Origin of the sequence: Candidatus Pseudomonas adelgestsugas (genome assembly GCF_004124255.1) — a bacterium.
Taxonomy (GTDB): Bacteria; Pseudomonadota; Gammaproteobacteria; order Pseudomonadales; family Pseudomonadaceae; genus Aquipseudomonas; species Aquipseudomonas adelgestsugas.
Window position 1 is genome coordinate 19858 of the sequence record NZ_CP026512.1, and the last position, 20653, is coordinate 40510.

The following is a 20653-nucleotide window of genomic DNA, read 5'->3' on the forward strand; positions in this document are numbered from 1 at the left end:
TAATATTTCGGACTTGTATATAGAATACATAAAGCTAATTAAATACTCTGTGAGGAGTATGTTGCAATATTACTCTATGTTTGTTAAAAACAACAGCAGATTCATTAATCTTAATGTATAAAAAATTGTATCATATTGTTTCGAGCTTCGCGTAACCTATTATTAGCCACTTGCTGCCTTCGGCAAAATTCACTTGTACTCTTGCTTGCGCGCCAGCGCCTTCAAAGTTAAGTATTACGCCATTACCGAAAATTTTATGCCTGATCTGTTGGCCAAGGCTAAAAGGAGTTTCTGGGATCTTGGAACCGGCAAACATGATTCTGGAGTTATGCTGCTGAACGCAGCATAACTGGCGTTTAATTCTATTAAGCGCGTGCACTTCATGGATCAAACTCTTCGGTACTTCATTTATGAATCGTGATATCTTATTGGCAGTTTCTTTACCGTATAAGCGTCTAGTCTTTGCGTAGGTCAGCACTAGGTTGTGCATTGCTCTAGTGATGCCAACGTAGGCCAGGCGGCGTTCTTCTTCAAGGCGACCAGGTTCTTCTAGGCTTATTTTGTGCGGAAACAGGCCTTCTTCCATTCCAACTAGAAATACATACGGGAATTCTAAACCTTTGGCGCTATGCAAAGTCATCAGCTGAATGCTGTCTTCATGCTCATCGGCCTGAGTATAACCAGCTTCGAGTGATGCATGCCCTAAGAAGGCAGCGAGCGGCGTCAGCTCTTCATCTTCTTCGGTTTTTGTGAATGCACGAGCGGCGTTAACTAGTTCTTTAAGATTTTCTACTCTGGCTAGATTTTTTTCACCTTGTTTTGTTTCGTGGTAGGCGATAAGCCCAGACTGCTCAATAACAGTCTGGGCTATTAGGTGCAATGGCATTTGCGCACATTTGGTAGCTAGGTTCTCGATTAGAGTGACAAATATGCCTAAAGCACCAGATGCACGTCCTGTCAAGACTTTATTAGCGATCAGTAAGCGTATAGCTTGCCACATCGATATATCAGCATGTCGTGCATAGTTGCGAATCTCCTCAATAGTCTTTTCACCAATACCACGTGTCGGTATATTAATTACCCGCTCTAGCGCTGCATCATTGTTACGGCCTTCGAGCAACTGCAGGTAAGCCATAGAATTCTTAATTTCGGATCTTTCGAAGAAACGCTGTCCGCCATAAATGCGGTATGGGATATGCTCGCGCAGCAAAGCTTCTTCTAAAACTCTAGATTGAGCATTGGAGCGGTAAAGGATCGCGATATCTTTATGCGCAAAGCCTGTTTCTAGAGCATTCTTGATAGTCTTAACTACATAGTACGCTTCATCGTGCTCGTTGAATGCAGCATATAGATTTATCGCTTCTCCTTCGCTTCCGTCCGTCCACAGCTCTTTGCCATGGCGCCCGGTATTGTTGGCTATCAAGGTATTGGCGGCCTTAAGGATGCTCGCTGTAGAGCGATAATTTTGCTCAAGGCGGATAGTAACCGCATCTGGGAAATCCTTTAAGTACTGGTAGATATTCTCAATTTTTGCGCCACGCCAGCCATAGATCGACTGGTCGTCGTCGCCAACTACCATTAAGCTATCGCCACCTTTTGTCAGTAGTCGCAACCAGGCATACTGTACGGCGTTAGTATCTTGAAATTCATCTACTAGAATGTGGCGGAAGCGTTTTTGGTAGTTGGCTAGTATACTGTGGTTATTGCGCCATAAATCAAGAGCACGCAGCAGCAGTTCGGAGAAATCAATCACATTAGCACGCACGCAGGCAGCTTCGTAGGCCTTATAAATACTACGCATAGTAACTAGAAATAAGTCGTTGTTAGTTTGAATATGCTGCGGGCGTAGCCCTTCGTCTTTTTTACTGTTAATAAACCACTGCGCCTGACGTACTGGCCAACGTTGTTCGTTCAAGCCAAGATCGTGGATCATTCGCTTAATCATATGCTGCTGGTCGTCGTTGTCGAGGATTTGGAATGTTTGGCTTAGACCGGCCTCCTGCCAATGCACCCGCAACAGGCGGTGTGCTAGACTGTGGAAAGAACCTACCCACATACCGGTCAGGCTAATGTCCATCAATTTCTCAATACGGTAGCGCATCTCAGCAGCGGCTTTATTGGTAAAGGTTACTGACAAGATGGAGTACGGATTTGCATTTTGGGCTTGGATTAACCAGGCAATACGGTGCACTAATACTCGAGTTTTACCTGATCCAGCACCGGCCAGGATTAATTGACGGTTCACGGAAGGCGATACGGCCTGACGTTGAGCATCATTTAAGGAGTTTAGTAAAAAAGAGAGATTATTGCGCATTGGCGCATTCTAAGGTATAGAAGGTAGATCTAGCAAATTCGGCATATCTAGTATTCGATATAAAACGTCTCTATACAATTCTGCCAGAGTAAATATTTTTGTGTGCTAAATAATTGATGATACTCTAAAAACAGAGTGTTATTTAGCTGAAGCCGTTTAGCACGATAACTTGTTTATATGTGGCTATATTTACATTTCATGGCTCATCATTAATATATAAAGCTGCTTGATAACACTTCAGGCAAACTGAGTTATTGATTTATTTATATTTCAGTAGTTGCTCAAGTAAGTCATCCGTTAATGTTGCTCGGTTAAGATAGCGACCACATTAATTGCTCGCCTAGTTTACATAAATGCTTAGTTATTTCTAACGTTATTTGCATTTGGTAAGGGGTTGGTCTACGCCTAACTGTTTGTAGAGTTTCGCATAATATCTATTAGATAACTCTTGGCTGGTTTGGGTATTCACCTTGATTGGTTTGAATATTACCCAGTTAGTAGCGCTTGATTTGGCGATGCCTAGCCGCTAGGCTTAATTGATCTGGTATCGTATGTTATACTCGGTTTAGTGATTATTTTTATGCAATAAGTGGTTTTGCTTGTTAGGTTTAATTTTTACTAACATTCTATTATGCCTGCTAGCGCAGCTATGTAAGCTATATAGTTTTATATATGTTATTGTAATAGGGTTAAAAGCTTAGTCGCTGGCAGTAGAGTGTTTAATAAAATTAAAAAGTGCTTTTTCGTGGCAAGAAAACCAATTTGTTGTAGATCCAGGATCTACAACAACGCTGTAGAGCGCATGCCCTAGTGAATGCACTATACGGACGCTCAATATTAGTCGCTACATTCATTTCCTGGCCTGGATAGTATCCTAATTTTAGGCTGTTAGCGAAATATTATAATTTTATACGGAGTAGATACTGATCAATCTGTACTAAATGCAGTTAGCTTAGTAGTCCACGGTTAATCTAGTTCCTCATGAAGATATCGAGATTTACACTACTTAAATTTTACGCATTGTTAAATTTGACAATGATTAATGCGCCTGCAATTTGTGTAACTAAGCCCAATCAAATACCTAAAGACGATGAGTGGTCTATATAATGTGATATGGGGGGCAACGTGGCAGTGGGTTTACTATTGAACGCAAAATGGTCAGTTATTATCAATATTGACTGACGAGCTATATTTTGCGAGTAAGCCGATTTCAGCATTTCGATTGAATGTATGCCAGACAATTATTTATTTTTTTAATTCATGTTACGCTAAATCTTAGCCTCCTATGTTTATCCTAAATCTTTTAGTATTTGCATTTGGATACTTGACAGTCAGACAACATAAAAAAACAGGAGTACCGCATAGCGTTCAGCTACATAATCTCAGATCATTACAAGAAGCGCTCTCTTTGTTTTGTTCTGAGGCATCAGTAACTATCAAGTTTCTTTATAGGTGTTAGTGCCTGTGGCTGCCCAGTGAAGCGTTTAGCTAATGTAGCAATTTGTACACGTTCGCTGCGGATAAAGCTAAGGAACGCGCCGACCAGGATCCATAAAGACGCATCAATCGGCACAAGGGAATTTCCAAGTGATAAAAAAGATCCTGATCGCTAACCGTGGTGAAATTGCTGTACGAATTATACGTGCTTGTGCTGAGATGGGTGTCCGTTCGGTAGCGGTCTATTCTGATGCCGACCGCCATGCGTTGCATGTCAAACGTGCCGACGAATCTCATAACGTCGGTATCGAGCCTTTGGCTGGTTACCTAAATCCACGCAAGCTGGTTAATATAGCTGTGGAAACTGGTTGTGATGCGTTACATCCAGGCTATGGCTTCCTATCAGAAAATGCTGAATTAGCTGATGCTTGTGTTAAACGAGGTGTAAAATTTATCGGACCGTCAGCAGAAGTAATTCGTCGCATGGGGGATAAAACCGAAGCACGCCGTAGCATGATGAAGAACGGTATACCAGTTATACCAGGTACTGAAGGTAACGTTGCAGATATTGACGACGCTCTTACTGAGAGCGATCGTATTGGTTATCCTGTAATGTTAAAGGCCACCTCTGGTGGTGGCGGCCGCGGTATCCGTCGCTGCAACAGCTATGAAGAACTTAAACAAGCCTTTCCTCGTGTTATTTCGGAAGCTACTAAAGCGTTTGGCTCAGCACAGGTATTCTTAGAAAAATGTATTGTCAATCCTAAGCATATCGAAGCGCAAATTCTCGGTGATAGTTTCGGTAATGTAGTGCACTTATTCGAGCGCGATTGCTCTATCCAACGCCGTCACCAGAAGCTCATTGAAATCGCCCCAAGCCCTCAGCTTACGCCTGAACAGCGTGCATATATTGGCGACCTTTCTGTACGCGCAGCCAAAGCCGTAAGCTATAAAAATGCCGGGACAGTGGAATTTCTGCTTGCTGATGGCGAGGTGTATTTTATGGAGATGAATACTCGGGTGCAGGTAGAGCACACCATTACCGAAGAAATCACTGGGATCGATATTGTTCGCGAACAGATTCGCATCGCTTCAGGGTTGCCGCTATCTGTAATACAGGAAGATATACAGCACCGTGGTTTTGCGTTGCAGTTTCGCATCAACGCTGAAGACCCGACAAACAATTTTTTGCCAAGTTTTGGCAAGATTACTCGTTACTATGCACCAGGTGGCCCAGGTGTTCGCATTGATACAGCGATCTACACTGGTTACACCATACCACCATTTTATGATTCCATATGTTTAAAGCTAGTAGTATGGGCTTTAACTTGGGAGGAGGCTATGAACCGTGGCTTGCGTGCTCTGGATGACATGCGCCTGCAAGGCGTCAAGACCACTGCTGCCTACTACCAAGAAATCTTACGTAATCCGGAGTTCCGTAGTGGCCAGTTCAATACTAGCTTTGTAGAAGATTACCCTGAGCTAATGAACTACTCGATTAAGCGCAAACCAGAAGAGCTGGCCCTGGTAATTGCTACTGCCATTGCGGCTCACGCAGGCTTGTGAGGAATATAAGAATGAGTAAGAGAATCTTCGTTACCGACACAGTCTTGCGCGATGCTCATCAGTCACTGCTGGCAACCCGTATGCGTACTGATGACATGCTGCCAATCTGCAGTAAGCTCGATCAAGTCGGCTACTGGTCCTTAGAAGTCTGGGGTGGTGCAACCTTTGACGCTTGTATACGTTTTTTGAAAGAAGACCCGTGGGAGCGTCTACGTAAACTACGCGCTGCTTTACCTAACACTCGTCTTCAAATGCTGCTACGTGGCCAGAACTTACTTGGTTACCGTCACTACAGCGACGATGTGGTCAGAGCCTTCGTCGCTAAGGCTGCTGTGAATGGTATCGACTTGTTTCGTATTTTCGATGCTATGAATGATGTGCGTAATCTGCAGGTAGCCGTTGAAGCAGTCAAGGCTGCCGGTAAGCATGCTCAAGGCACTATTGCTTATACTACTAGTCCCGTGCATACCATTGATGTATTTGTGGCTCAGGCGAAGCAAATGGAAGCAATTGGTTGTGATTCAGTCGTGATCAAAGATATGGCCGGTTTGCTTACGCCGTACATTACCGGTAAACTGGTTAAAGCATTAAAAACCAAGCAAAGCCTGCCAATCTTTATTCATTCGCATGACACTGCTGGCTTAGCAGCGATGTGTCAGCTTAAGGCTATTGAAAATGGTGTTGATCACATTGATACTGCTATTTCTAGCTTTGCTTGGGGCGCCAGCCACCCAGGCACAGAATCCATGGTTGCCGCCCTTAAAGGCACCGAATTTGATACTGGCCTCGACCTAAAACTTCTTCAAGAAATCGGCCTATATTTTTATGCTATACGCAAAAAATACCACCAGTTCGAAAGTGAATTTACCGCTGTAGATACTCGTGTTCAGGTTAATCAGGTACCTGGTGGAATGGTTTCTAACCTGGCTAACCAGTTAAAAGAGCAGGGCGCCATCAATTGCATGAGCGAAGTGTTGGCTGAAATTCCGCGTGTCCGTGAAGATCTTGGTTTTCCTCCGTTAGTGACGCCGACCTCGCAGATCATTGGTGCCCAGGCGTTCTTTAACGTGCTAGCTGGCGAGCGCTATAAAACCATTACCAATGAAGTAAAACTATATCTACAAGGTAGCTATGGCAAATCGCCTGGTGCTGTAAATAAAAAACTGCGTCAACAGGCTATTGGCAATGAAGAGGTGAGTAAATATCACCAGGCTGACCTGCTAAAGCTAGAAATGACAAGGTTACGCGATGAAATCGGTGCATTAGCTAAATCTGAAGAAGATGTATTGACATACGCTATGTTTTCAGACATTGGTCGCACGTTTCTTGCAGAACGTAACGCCGGTACCTTAAAACCTGAAGTGTTGTTACCTATCTCTCAAGTTGGTGGTATATTACGTGATAATCGCGAAGGATTCCAGACCGAGTTTATCGTCAATGTACATGGTGCAAGTTACCGTGTAGATATTACCGGTGTAGGTCTAAAAGCCGAAGGCAAGCGTCACTTTTATTTATCTATAGACGGTATGCCGGAAGAAGTGGTGTTTGAGCCGCTTAATGAGTTTATTAGCAGCGTCAGCAGTAAGCGTAAGCATGCTACTGAGCCTGGCCATGTGAGCACGGCAATGCCTGGTAACATCGTTGATGTGCTAGTCAAGCAAAGCGATGTAGTTAAAGCTGGCCAGACAGTATTGATTACCGAAGCTATGAAGATGGAATCTGAAGTGCATGCATTGATTGCCGGTAAAGTTACCGCTGTTCATGTAGTCAAGGGAGACCGGGTAAAGCCTGATGAAATTCTAATTGAGATCGAAGGAAACTAAGCATTCAATGCTGTTATTTAAATTTTGCTGGATAAAGTATTTATTTATCATGCAGAAAATGCTACGTATAGCAAACGTATTGTGTTTGCAGCTAATAAAAACGGAAGTTAGTATATATTTATTATGTGATTAAAGTTTTCAGGTTGTTGATCATTTAGTTAAATGAGTTTATAGTCTGTTTGGCATCAATGATGCGTAACTGGTCAGTAAAGTAGGTTATTAATTTTTTGCTTGATGCCGAGTATAAAGATAAGTATAAACGTAAAACACATCATTTTTTGGTTTAGCATGCCTGTCGACTGTAACAGTAAAGCTAGCTATTAGATCTTATGTATAGAAACGCGATGTTTTTGCTGCTTACAGATTAAGCTTGTTTGATTAGCATTAAACCTTGCCACTGAAAGTCTAGATACTAATCTAGTATTTGCAATTCAGTGTTATATTTTACTAATGCCGTTAACGTTGTTAACAGTCTATTACAAGCTATAAACTGCGGTAACTAGATATAAGATTTACGGTAAGCGATGCTGTTTGTTTGCCTACGCTCTTGCTGTTGCGGATTTGTTCTGCGTTTACCAGGTATTATATTTATAATAACATAATTCATATTACACGTATTATAGATACTAAATTATATTTAGATTTACATCAATAATCTGTTTACGTGTTCCTAGTTTTGTGCATCTAAAGTGTTTAGCCTAATTTTTATTTGATTAAGTATGACTGAAATTTACACATTTAAATATGCTGCGTGCCTTGATGTTGCTAAATATGCACTGTTAATAGATAAACGATTTTAGTTAAAAGACTGGAAAGCCTTCAAAATTCATATAACTGAGTTGTAATCTATGCGCTAGTTTCATTTAGCGTTTTCAGGTTAGCAGTAAGCTGTTTGATTCTAATGATTTACCTAGTGTTACATATCCAACATAGATAAATTAACTTGTTACAATTTAGCGCTTTACAGTTGTTCTATATTTAAAACACAATAATGTTGTGTATTGTAATTTTATTGAGGTACACAATCTAATTATGCGCCTGGTCAATATGCGTTTATGGTTTGCAGCTCTTTAAGATTTGCGATTTTAAAAGCCGTCTACAGGAACAATTAGTTCACTCGGTTTGCGATTAAATGCGCTATTTATGTGTAAAAATATTCAGTGTTTTAGTGTTAGTTATTGTGAAGAACAATTAATATTATCTTTAACGATGACATTTTTATCGTTAGCTATTTTTTTCTTGCGGCATGGTATTATCTTTAGTACGTGATGCGGTCATCACAATGACTGAAACTTGTGACGTGCAGAGTGATTAAGAGGCTTGTATTGTAGCAATAATATCAGCTAATCCGAACTATTACGTTCGGCTACTTATATTAATCTAAGTAGCCCTTGGTAAGGGCGTGCACTTGATCAAACACATATTAGATCCAAACTGCTGTGTTTGTAATGTAAGACTATAAAAGCAATGCAATGTTAAACAGCATTTGGCTAATATACTTAAGCGTTATCCAGTAGCTTTTAGTGTTAAATACTAATAAATGGTTAGCGGTTTTGCTTGATCTATCAATATAAGTATCATTAAATATTTGTTTATTTATAGTTATTTGGTTTTTTATTGACTTACAGTAAGTCTGGTTTAATTAAATATGTAAACTATATATTTCTCTTGTGTTTACCTTGCATCGTATTCCATGGTTATGTCAGTAATAAATATGAAGATTTATAGATTGTGCGATGGTACTCAAATAGATTACCTAAAGATTAATATTGTGTCAAGGTAAGTTTATTGCAAATCAATACAGCAGACATGGATTAGCGGCTAACTATTCAAAGTTTTTTACATATACCGGCGATCTTATTGGGCAAGTGTGATCTGTATAGACATTGAGTTACAAGTGCTATATATTTAATTAAGATAACTTGCTTGTCTGCTGAGTAATTAGTGTGTTTAGTTGACACGATAGTTGCGGCTTTAGCGGTAGTTGCTGCTCGTTAATTGTGGCTTTATAACCAATTGTGTTTATTGCAACGTTAGTAATATTTATGCTGCTTGGATTAGTGTGTTAGTAAGTATTATAACTTTACGAGTAAAATTAAACTATTATCCAGTTGCACAAATTTGTTGCCAATAAGCATTGGTAATGTAAGCCTATACCAGACCAAAGGTCGTTATCTCAAATATTTTCAAGATAATAGATGTATTCTATATTATCTAGTGTTATACTTTGGTAATTATTTTTTAGCAGTATAGAGTTATGTTTTTATACATGCTGAATAGTTAGTTAGTAAAGATGACTGACTCCTCTTTATCTTTACCCATCAGCACTGCGATTGCTATTTTGCCTACATAGTTTTTTTGCTAAATAAAAAATATTTTTTATTATTAATCGGATCAGGACTAATTGCGTATTAGGTATACTGTTTTTTTGATCTGCATGGAGTCTATAATAGTAGCCATCAAATAACATACATTCTATAGTGTAATCGTGTGCGCTTGTAGTGATCAGTATTCCACACATTTTTATGTATATCACAATTAATATGAAATATTTCATATTAATGAGATCTTATTTATTGTTAATATAGTTTTATTAATGTCCGTATACATACTGGTAAGTATGCAATATTGGCTCGGTAGGGCCAGCTATGAAGTACGAAATGGTTCGCCCTCAAATCACTGTATTGGTACTGCTAATACCGCTTACTTAGTCAAGATTTTACTTGAGTGGTTGAGAATAAATTTTGTGGCGATCATATATCCGTTAACTGGTTCTCAGAATAATGATGTCAATCATAATAATATTATGACTAATATTTAGATTATGGTATTAATTTTTATAGTGATTAATGTAACACATTCGCTCATACTGCAGTTTTACTGCATGAGTGGTTAGCTATCCGAGTGATTAGTGCTATTTTATATCTAATTCGGTGGACGTGGTTTAATCAAAATGCGCAATCAGTTTAATGCCGCTGCTAAAGCACTTTTAGCGCTAATGGCTGAGAGTTGTTTTAGCTGGCGCATTGAATTGTTTGACTGAACTGTGAAATAGTCAAGTCAATATATTATATTGATATTGTCAGTTAGTAGCGATATTTCCCAGAAGTTTTACGTGGGCGTTTGTACTGAAGTAGGTTAGTTATGCACGCGTTCTTCATAGCTTCACTCAAGCATCATATTATGGGTGTTGTCTTTTATGTCGAATATGCCGCTGGTAAAAAAACACAATGACTGTGTTAGCTTATTACACACAATATCCAGAAAAAATACTACTGCATTGAGAGCATACTTAAGTCCAGAGAGAGTACCATCGATTTAGGTTGATTACGCTTAGCGTTAAGTTTGAGCATGTAATTGTAATGAGGCGGTAACGTCTGGTTTTACAGTGTAAGCTGGCCAGGCATTGCGATCAAGATCTAGATCTGGAAACTGGCTTGAATCAAACATTGGAGTTTTGATACCAGCAGCACGCTGGTTATCGTAGTCATTTAGGATACGTACAGCTATCTTGAATAAGAACGCTAATGCAAATAGGTTAACGAATGCTACTATAGTCATGGTGATGTCAGCGAAAGCGAACACAGTGCTTAAATTCTCGATTGAGCCCCAGAAAATTAATGCCAGCACTATTCCTCGGTAGCTTATCAGTATTTTATGGTTATTTCCTACTAGGAAGCATAGATTGCTTTCGCCTAGATAGTAATTGTATATGATTGAGGTGAACACAAACAACGCTAGGGCTACCGAGACAAACATGCGCCCCCACTCACCGACTACTGCTGCCAGAGAGTTTTGGGTCAGCGCAATGCCGTCTCCTTCAAATCCTGGGGTGTAGAAACCGGATAGCAGGATTAGTAATGCAGTACAGGTGCATATTACAAAAGTGTCAAGAAATACACTGAACGCTTGGATTAAACCTTGGTTGATTGGGTGCTGCACCGAGGCCACTGCTGCTACGTTAGGTACACTACCTAAACCTGCCTCATTAGCGAATACACCGCGTTTCACACCTATGATTATCGTACTGCCAACCAAGCCACTGAAAGCTTGGTCAAGGCCAAAAGCACTTTTGACTATAGTCGCCATCATAGTCGGCACGTGATCGAATTGTAGAACGATTACGTATATGGTTACGGAAATGTAAGCTACAGTCTTGAGTGGTACCAGTAGATCAGCGATCCATGCAATACGCTTAAGTCCACCGATGAATACTAAACCCAACAATACAGCTAGCGTAAAACCAGTGTAGGTAGTGTCGAGGCTAAAAGCATTGTTTAGTGAGTGAGTCACGGCATGGGCTTGTAGGCCGTTAAAGGCAAAACCAAAAGTTACCAGTAACAGAAATGCCATAACCATACCTAGCCAGCGTTTCTGCAGGCCGTGCTGGATATAGTAAGCCGGGCCACCATGGTAAGCACCTTTAGCATCGGTACGTTTGTATAGCTGGCCGAGGGAACACTCGATAAAACTTGAAGACATGCCAATTAATGCGGTAACCCACATCCAAAACACAGCACCTGGACCACCCAGTGTCACGGCAATGCCAACACCAGAGATATTACCAGCACCGACGCGGCCAGCTAGACTAAGCATGAGCGCTTGGAAAGAAGTAATTTGGCCGGCGCTGCTCTTAAGGCTCCTACGAAAGACTGAAAACATGTGAAAAAAGTGACGTAATTGAACGAAACGTGAACATATTGTGAAATAGCTACCGAGCCCAATAATAAGCACGATCAGTACTTTACCTGAGAGGAAATTATTAATGACTTCGAGCATGGAATATTCCTCGCTGATTTTTTCTAAAAATAAATGCAAGGCAGTCTCAGGCATCATATAAAATTAAATGCTATACGATGCTCAACCACTACCCCTAAATCTTTTTTTGGATGCATCGTTATTTATGCGTTTTCGCGTTGTGAGTAGCTACCTACGGAAGTAGGTTGTATATTTAGGCGATTAAGATCTGTCTGCATATGGCGATTAAAAATTCTAGTCAAATCTATTACGAATGCTGTGTAGGATAGATATTTAATTTCTATTAGTGTCATTTTACGAGCTTGAGGCAAAACAAACCAACAATAAACTTTAGGTGGTATACATAGTGTAAAGTGTCTAGTAAATTAATTGCATCGGTTATGTAAAAAACATTTAAACTTCAGTGGTGATCACAGTTTTAGTGTACAGGATACCAGTCAAGTATAGCGCTTCGTTAGCCTAGATAGTGACACGTTTAATATGAGTAGCGTTTTTATAGCTAATTTATGAACTTAGTGCATTAACTAGACGTATAGAATATTTTATCGGCCTTTAGCAGCGTATTTAGCTAGTAGTAATGCCTACGATGTTATGCCGAAGTATTGCGTTTATAGTTATACTGCGGTATACTAAAATGTATCGTAAGGTTAAACTGACGACCTTGTTCGTATACAAGGTGTACTGTGGTCTTTGCGCTTATAATTGCCTATGCGTTTATAGCGTAAACTTGGCAAGAGCTTAATTGGCGTTTATCTTAGTTGAGATGTTTGCAGTGACTTAAATTAAGTTTTCTGTACATTCTTCATAGCGATAGTCGCAGATCAGATGAGTATAAGCAAGCACTAATTATAGTGCGCTTAGCTCGGTAAGTTCATGCAGATCTTTGTTAAAAGTATTAGTTGCTTGCCGAGGCCGTTGCTATGCTAATTACTGATTTTTACTAATGCTAAGTTAGCACACTAAAAATATAGAAATTTTCTATCGCTTGCAATGGTTAAATGCTGTAATTATATTCTAGTAAATATTTGTTAACGTTTAAAGTAGATTGTTTTTGTACGTAATTATGTAGCTATTTTATGATAGCAATAATTTCGCTATGGATATATAGTTTAGTTGAAATACTGTGAATACTAGTTGCGTAAAATTTTTATGCTTTTTAGATCAAATTTTGTTAAAAACTGACCAGTAACATAAACGTCGATAGTCAATGACTGGAAGACCTGAGCAGTCATTGACAGCAGCATATTAACGCTGCGTCTATTGCTGGCTGTAACAGCAGCGCTAAGATCTTGCACACCACCAAGCTTACATATTATGACAAAACTGAATTTTATTCGTAGTCAGCAAAACACTTCAAGGCAGTGATATTTTTAATATATCCATGGCAGAGGTTAGTAATTATAACCAGTATTAGCTTTTAGCAAAGCCCTACCACACTCGTATAAAATGAACTGCGTCTGTGCAATAGTGCTAAAGTTATTGGAAACCAATAAAACTAGAATGCGCTTTGTAGAACTCCTAGCGCTAGGTTACCGAATACATCAAGTGAATTCAGTTTAATTGGCCCACCCATGAATGGCCAGGTTTCCTGTTAGACCCTATAACCAACTTATCAGTGATAATGCTATGAGTGTGGTGGGCTTCATTATTGCATCATATAGCTATGGTAAGGTTTTATGATCTAGCACAAAAGGACCAGGTATTCATGTTTTCATTAGAATTACTAATGGAGGCTAGAAGCTTCGGGTCCTTAAGTCGAATGAGGACAGTATTGGCTATATATGAATAATCTGCTAAATATTATAGGTTTTCATAGTGGTTCATATTATGATGGTTCGATTTTTAGCATCTTTTACTAAATTAGTCAAAACGTAAATTTTATCAATATGCTAATCTTGGCGTTATCGTGTTGCTAGTAATCCACTTTTTACTGAAAATAAGAAATACTTTAAGCAATAAATTTTGCTGTATAAGTGTATATGCATATAGTATAAAAAATATAGACTATATGTATTTGCTAAGCTTATCATGCTATGCATATTTTTGCGCTAGCCATTTATCTTACACTTAGGCATTGCTAGAAACTAATCGACTTGATCTAGTGCTGCTTACTTACTAGAAAGAGTTTAATGACATGCCTGAGATCAATCATATATTTCCTAGTATCACTAGAAGCTTTCTGCTGATAAACTGAGCACTAAGCAAATCAATGGCTTTATTGGACGGTATTGTAGTCAACTAAGATTTGACATCTACCATTGAACGGTACGACTTATCTGCATTGTATTGCACTAAATATTTGTAGAGACGGAGGCTAAAGGTCGTAGTATGCTGTTTTGCCTAGTGTTGTATCTAATGCTTACATCCGCGCTGCCTAATTAATTAATATTAATGCGTTATCTCAAATAATATTTGACGCTAAATAATAGTGACAAGTATCTATAAGTTACTGGTACGTTAAAAGTAAATGATGCCAATCATGCTTGGACTATGCAATAGATGCGCTTTATGTGGTATTAATGCTTATGCTTAGTGCTAACTTACTACATAATTCAGTATATTCACCATCTTAATACATAATGATATCGCACTATCTGTCATCAATTATTTCATCGAATACCTTAGTATTGTAGGTAGAATAACTAGAAATTATTATCAATGTTGAGTCTTAACTAATCCACTAAATATGGCGCTGCCAATTATTAGTAGCAATGCTCAGTTATGTTTAGGTATTTAGTTAATACGTTTATGGATAGCCAGGAGAATATGTGCATTCTCATTCAGTAGTGGGTTACAGTTTTAGATTGATTTAAATTTAGCTTAGAAAGCTATTAGCGGAAACCTAGGTGAAAATGCACCAGTAGTCTATCTTGTCAATTTTAATATTTTGACTGATGGCATGTAATTAAGTAGCCAATCATCAAGACTAAGTAATATGTAACGCGCATGCTATGGTATCGGACGCATATAGTTATAGCAATATGCTATTAATGATATTAAATATAAACACTGATGTAGTTACTTTCTAATATTTGCTAGACAATTGTAAACATCATCTGCATTTAGATGCAGATGATGTTTTTGGTTTAAGTTTAGAAAGAAAATTGTGCGTCTACCGCTAACAGTACTAGAAATACTATGTAAGCAATGGCTATGGTATCCATTCAGCTGCTTACAATCTCTCTGCTACTACCACTATGACAATGTTTACCTAATTAATACATATTAATTTTAATACAACCTGAGCTGTAACTTAATAGCTGTATGTATGCGCTAACAGATTGCTTGTACAGTGAGTATATGTTAATATTAAGTTAAATAGATATTAAAGTAACTAGTAAGTTACTGTGTATTCTGCCATAGGATATGATCCTAAGCATTAACTTTATAGTATATAGTTATAGGAGTTTTTGTATAATGCCATGCATTAACTGCTTGAAATCTATTTATAAGCTATAATCTTTGTTATGTAAGGTAACCTCATACCTTGCAGTCCATTAGAACATACTATAGGATAAGGTGTAATGTAAACATTACACAGCTAAAAGCTGTTAAGCAATAGCCAAGTAACTAGCTTAGTGATTTCATAAATGGCAAAACTAATAAGTTTTTATTGTGAGCATTGATCAATTTGTCTGTTGTATACATTAATGTGGTGTTAATATTTGTTTCTGCTAGCTGCATACCTATTTAATTAAATAGGAGGACCTTAGCTAATATGATCTTTGGTCCCTTCATCTTCTTGATAATGATCCGTAAGCTTTCAATTTCCAGCACCTCTTCTTCTTCTGGTACCCGTTTCATGGTGTCATAGATTAAACCTGCTAGTGTTTCAGCTTCGATGTGGTCTAGGTTTATACCAAGCAAACGCTCTAACTTGAATAGCGGCGTGTCGCCGCGCACAAGTAGCTTTCCAGGTTGGTAGGCCAGAATACCACGTTCGGCCTTACGGTGTTCGTCCTGAATATCGCCAACCAGTACTTCTAACACGTCTTCCATGGTGAGATAGCCGATAACTTTACCATCAGCTTCCTCTACTAGGGCGAAGTGAGAACCTCCTTTTTGAAATTGTTCTAATAATTTTGATAATAGCATATGCCGTGATACACGCTCTAGTGGGCGTGTCAGTTCTGCAAGGTTAAACGACTCGGGGATGTGGTCTAGAGCTGCTAATTCTAGTAGCAGATCTTTAATGTGTAGCAGGCCTACAAACTCGTTACGATCTGTATCATATAGCGGGTAGCGGCTAAATTTATGACGGCGGAACAGTGCTAGGGTTTCCTTAAGTGGGGCGTTGAAGTCTAAAGTGATTAGGTCTACGCGTGAGTTAGCCCAGTCTACAACTTCTAGCTCGCCCATTTCCACTGCAGAGGCTAGTACACGCATTCCTTGATCGCTAGGATCCTGGCCACGGCTAGAATGTAGAATAAGCTTAAGCTCTTCACGGCTATAATGGTGTTCGTAGTGAGGCCTAGGCTCGCCTTGGCCAGCGATACGTAAAATTGTGTTAGCGCTAGCATTAAGTAGGTAGATCGCCGGATACATAGCCCAGTAGAACAGATATAACGGCACCGCCGTCCATAACGATAGTAGTTCTGGTTTACGAATTGCCCAGGATTTAGGAGCTAACTCACCGACCACGATATGTAAATATGAAATTATAAAGAAGGCAGCAAAGAACGAGATGCCTTTGATTACTTTAGGTGATTGTGCTCCCAAAGTGTCTAGCAATGATTCAAGAATATGCGCAAAAACTGGCTCACCAATCCATCCTAAGCCTAACGAGGCGAGGGTAATACCCAACTGGCAAGCTGATAAGTACGCGTCTAGCTCATTATGTACAGTGCGTAGAATCTGCCCGCGCCAGCCGTTTTTATGGGCAATTGCCTCTACCTGGGTAGCGCGTAATTTAACTATGGCAAATTCCGCTGCAACGAAGAAACCATTGAGCAATACTAGGATCAGTGTAAACTGAATCATACCGAAGTTAGTAAATAGTGTAGCGAAGGTAATATTGTTAGAAGGGTCCATGAGGGTTAGGTTACAGGTTCCATGTATTCAATAAGAGATTAAAGTAGGCATCTGCCTGGCAGGCTAAGCAAAATGTAGCGGCTTACTAGGCATCTGCCCAGTTCTAGTTGCTTAGTGGAGTCAGGAATAATAGTTTAGTGGCGCATTGAAGATACTTGCTATGCCCTGAATCTATTGCTTATCTCTAGCTAAGCGTAATAGCTTAATCATGCATGTTTAATGATCGCAATGCCTGTGCCGTAAAATAATTAAATGATCCATCATGGTATGTGATGGATCAGGTTGCTATGGTGGTTATTGTTTATTTAAACATGCATCCTGTGTCAGCTATTCAAGAAAGAAATGATCAGCTCAGCCTTTATTGGCATTATAGGTATCATCCAATGCTTTGGTCAGTCAACTAGTTTGATATCTATAGTTACTTGGGTGGCATCTAATTTAATAGGGACCAGTTCTTGCTTTTATGGTTAAAGATAAAATTATCGTTTTTACTAGAAATTGTTTAGCCTTCAAACAGTTCTAGTCATTCAATTTCAGTATAAGGTCTATAATGTCACGCATGAGTTTTTTGCTGTGAATGATTAAAATTCTCTTTATTAATATCATGTATAAATTTTTATCATTTAACTATCTAACGCTGCATTATATAATGTAATTATTATAGTGATGTGGCTATGATATAGCCACTAAATCAATCTTCGGTGTTTTACACTATCTTCAGGATCACAATCCTGACAGCCGTAAGTGAGATGCGCCAATGACTCAAGTCATATTGATCGAGACAGCCTTGTTAGTTGTTACAGAATAAATACTGCCACAACTAACAAGGCTGCAGCGTCAATTATAATTCAGGAAATATAAGAAATATATTAATAGATTAAATAACATCGCATGGTTTATATCATCATCCATGAATAAGAGTCTAGCTATGTGATTGGCTGTGCGATAATTAACGTGTCTTGCAGGTAGGTATTTATAGATCAATTTATTATTGATGAGAAAGCTTGATTGTTATCGAAACCAGTAGTCTGCCACAATTCCGACAAAAATTGCTAACCCGACCCAGTGATTATGCAAAAAAGCTTTGAAGTATTTCGTTCGATTTTTATCGCGGGTATACCAAAATTCACAGCTAAAATAGCTTGCAGCTACTATTAATCCAAGATAGAACCAACCACCTAACTCAAACAGTATGCCGGCTAGTAATAAACATGCTAGCGATAAACCCTGCATGGTAAGAATAATTATGCGGGCAGCATCGCCGAACAAAATCGCTGTAGATTTTATGCCGACCTTTAAATCATCATCATGATCAACCATTGCATAATATGTGTCGTAGCTTACTGTCCAAAGCAAATTAGCAAGGTATAACAGCCATGCTATGGCTGGTAGGTAGCTGGTTTCGGCAGTGAATGCCATTGGTATACCCCAGGAAAAGGCAGCGCCAAGCACCACTTGTGGGTAATAAGTGTATCGCTTCATGAATGGGTAGCTTGCTGCTAGCGCTAAGCCGCCAATGGATAATAAAATAGTTGCGGTGTTAGTCATTAGCACCAATAGGAAGCTTATACTCATTAGTACCGTAAAAAATACTAGCGCTTCTTTAGTGCTGATCTTGCTGTTTACCAACGGGCGCTGCTTGGTGCGTTGTACGTGGCCATCAATTTTACAATCTGCCCAGTCATTAATCACACAGCCACCAGCGCGAGTCAGCGCTACGCCTAGTACAAATATTACAATATTGCGTAAAGAAGGTGAGCCATTGCTTGCGATCCATAGTGCCCATAGCGTCGGCCATAGCAGTAAATACATGCCAATAGGTTTATCCATGCGTGCTAACTGAATAAAATTCCAGACCCTGAGATTTGGGCAGTTTAAGGATTTAAATAGGCGTTGATACATCAGTAAGTCTCCAGATGATCATAAAGTTAACGCCAGAAGCGTAATATTATAATTTCTGTAACTAGCACACTTAGCGTGCTCTCGATCAAAAACGTAATTTGCGTTTTCCACAGATTACTGGTTTTTTGAGTGATATACTTTTCTTGCTGGGCTTAGTAAAAACGTAATGGCAAACAACAATTAACTTAGTAAACGGCTGCTTAACTTATTTATGTGCTAACTATTATGAGCTCCAGTATTGCGTACTGCCGTGTTAGCGATAAACACCTACGATTAGCTATTATACATATACAAATACATATCGCATGTCGAGTCAATAGTTTTTGGCACTAGTTCAGCGCTGCATATTAATACGGCGTAGCGACTATCAGCTTTCAAACATCAGCATCATGCTGAATAAAGTGTTAGAGAGCCACGTGAGCTTGCGTATCAGCAAGCCTTTTTCTAACTGTAAATTGCTGTTAACTGCATAAGGAAAAAAGTTAAGAAGGTTTTTATATCTTTATCAAATATTGGCAATAGCTATTTAGTATAGACAATTATGAATTAATATTAGTAGTAACTTAGATTATCAATGTACCATATCTTTGTTTTCTTAATATGCTGAGCTAGTTGTATGCGTTGATCGCGTCTGTATCTGTTAGCTTAGATTAATTTAAAATACTCCTGACTCCATGTAACTTTTATTTATTTTATTTATTGGTTATCAACTAAAATATTGCGATCTTGATAAAGTAAGTAATGACGAATTGGTGTTGTATGGTTTTTGTTTTGATCTGAGAGAAAAGATGTTTGATTGGATGGAATACAGCCTAGTTTCAGCTAAAACAACGTCCTGAAGGTTAGTTATATTTCAATCGTAGCATAGAAAAATAGATTTTAAATCTATTACAATTGACTAATGTGAGTTTTTTTGGAAAAGTATTAAACAAAAATACATGTATTTGCTGTATCAGTGGCATCAACTGATAACTATAGGTGCGAATGGATAAGCAAGGAGACGGCACTCTACCGTAACCGTTATTCTATAAAGTTTCGGCTGCTATACTAAAGTCGATGACTTTAATCTGCTCTAGATGTAACACTGCTGAGAAGCATGTGCCAATACCAAGCTAGTTGCGCTCAGTATTATTATATTCATTAGCTAAACGATCATATAACCTAACCGTAAAAAAACTTTAATTTGTCACTGGTGATATTACTAGTGCAATAAGGTGCTATTGGTTATATGGAGTGTCAAATGTTGATGTACTAACTTAAGACTTTATGCTATATAATACTAGTGATCATATGCTTAGTATTATACGTATTTATCAGCTCCATAGTTATAGAAAACTTACCATAAATAAAAAATTTATGCCGGTTCTAGCATTAATACTAGTGACTTTGTCAGAAGAAGCATCTTCTTTTTATAAACTCCACCAGTGAGACTAGAATGGAGTGCAAGGGCATGTTTTTATTTTAATTTAACGCAGATCAAGCCTGCGTCATTTTATACAGATCAGTATATACATAATAATAACTTACAAACTAGTGGCTACTTTTATTAAAAAATAAAAGCGGTCAAATTATAAGCTAATAGTCTATAATATATTGCTGACAAATTATTAACGTATTTGTTAGATCTTTTGTTTAAAGCATTCATTCTTTGACTGTGTCAAGTTTTAAAATAAGCTTAAAGATATGTTACGCGGGCTTAGTATTAGCAGAATATCCAACACAAAAGATCTAAATTTCAGCACTTAGCTTGCCACGTATTAGGCTACCATAAAACCCAGCCGTATCATATGGTTTCTTCTACGTAAGACGACAAGTTAGCAAT

At 38.7% G+C, this 20653-nt stretch carries 7 protein-coding genes; 2 read left to right on the forward strand and 5 right to left on the reverse strand.

Features of this window, described 5'->3' with window-relative positions; translation table 11 throughout:
- Nucleotides 1-130: 130 nt before the first annotated feature.
- Nucleotides 131-2314 carry a DNA helicase II gene (gene uvrD / locus C3B55_RS00080; protein WP_129210354.1) on the reverse strand — a complete coding sequence of 728 codons (2184 nt, stop codon included), beginning with the start codon at nt 2312-2314 and terminating at the stop codon, nt 131-133.
- 1426 nt (nt 2315-3740) lie between these two features.
- Nucleotides 3741-3887 carry a hypothetical protein gene (locus tag C3B55_RS04530; protein ID WP_157978038.1) on the reverse strand — a complete coding sequence of 49 codons (147 nt, stop codon included), beginning with the start codon at nt 3885-3887 and terminating at the stop codon, nt 3741-3743.
- Between the two features lie 14 nt (nt 3888-3901).
- On the opposite strand from C3B55_RS04530, the gene C3B55_RS00085 reads away from it, so the two are divergent.
- Both C3B55_RS00085 and oadA read left to right on the forward strand, forming a co-directional pair.
- Nucleotides 3902-5317 (forward strand): acetyl-CoA carboxylase biotin carboxylase subunit, encoded by a 1416-nt coding sequence (locus C3B55_RS00085; RefSeq protein WP_129210356.1) that lies wholly within the window; start codon nt 3902-3904, stop codon nt 5315-5317.
- An 11-nt stretch (nt 5318-5328) separates the two neighbouring features.
- On the forward strand, nt 5329-7140 hold the full coding sequence (gene oadA, locus C3B55_RS00090) for a sodium-extruding oxaloacetate decarboxylase subunit alpha (RefSeq protein WP_129210358.1): 1812 nt from the start codon (nt 5329-5331) through the stop codon (nt 7138-7140).
- A 3339-nt stretch (nt 7141-10479) separates the two neighbouring features.
- On the opposite strand, the gene C3B55_RS00095 is transcribed toward oadA, so the two are convergent.
- The 3 genes from C3B55_RS00095 to ubiA form a co-directional block, all read right to left on the reverse strand.
- Nucleotides 10480-11919 (reverse strand): alanine/glycine:cation symporter family protein, encoded by a 1440-nt coding sequence (locus tag C3B55_RS00095; RefSeq protein ID WP_129210360.1) that lies wholly within the window; start codon nt 11917-11919, stop codon nt 10480-10482.
- 3669 nt (nt 11920-15588) lie between these two features.
- On the reverse strand, nt 15589-16929 hold the full coding sequence (locus C3B55_RS00100; protein ID WP_129210362.1) for a hemolysin family protein: 1341 nt from the start codon (nt 16927-16929) through the stop codon (nt 15589-15591).
- A 1011-nt stretch (nt 16930-17940) separates the two neighbouring features.
- A complete protein-coding gene (gene ubiA / locus C3B55_RS00105) occupies nt 17941-18831 on the reverse strand; it encodes a 4-hydroxybenzoate octaprenyltransferase (RefSeq protein WP_129210364.1) in 891 nt (296 codons plus the stop codon).
- Between the last annotated feature and the right edge of the window lie 1822 nt (nt 18832-20653).

Excerpts from the sequence above, each read along its gene's own strand:
- uvrD (WP_129210354.1), bottom strand. The coding sequence starts at position 2,314 with ATGCGCAATAATCTCTCTTTTTTACTAAACTCCTTAAATGATGCTCAA.
- oadA (WP_129210358.1), top strand. The coding sequence starts at position 5,329 with ATGAGTAAGAGAATCTTCGTTACCGACACAGTCTTGCGCGATGCTCAT.
- C3B55_RS00095 (WP_129210360.1), bottom strand. The coding sequence starts at position 11,919 with ATGCTCGAAGTCATTAATAATTTCCTCTCAGGTAAAGTACTGATCGTG.
- C3B55_RS00100 (WP_129210362.1), bottom strand. The coding sequence starts at position 16,929 with ATGGACCCTTCTAACAATATTACCTTCGCTACACTATTTACTAACTTC.
- ubiA (WP_129210364.1), bottom strand. The coding sequence starts at position 18,831 with ATGTATCAACGCCTATTTAAATCCTTAAACTGCCCAAATCTCAGGGTC.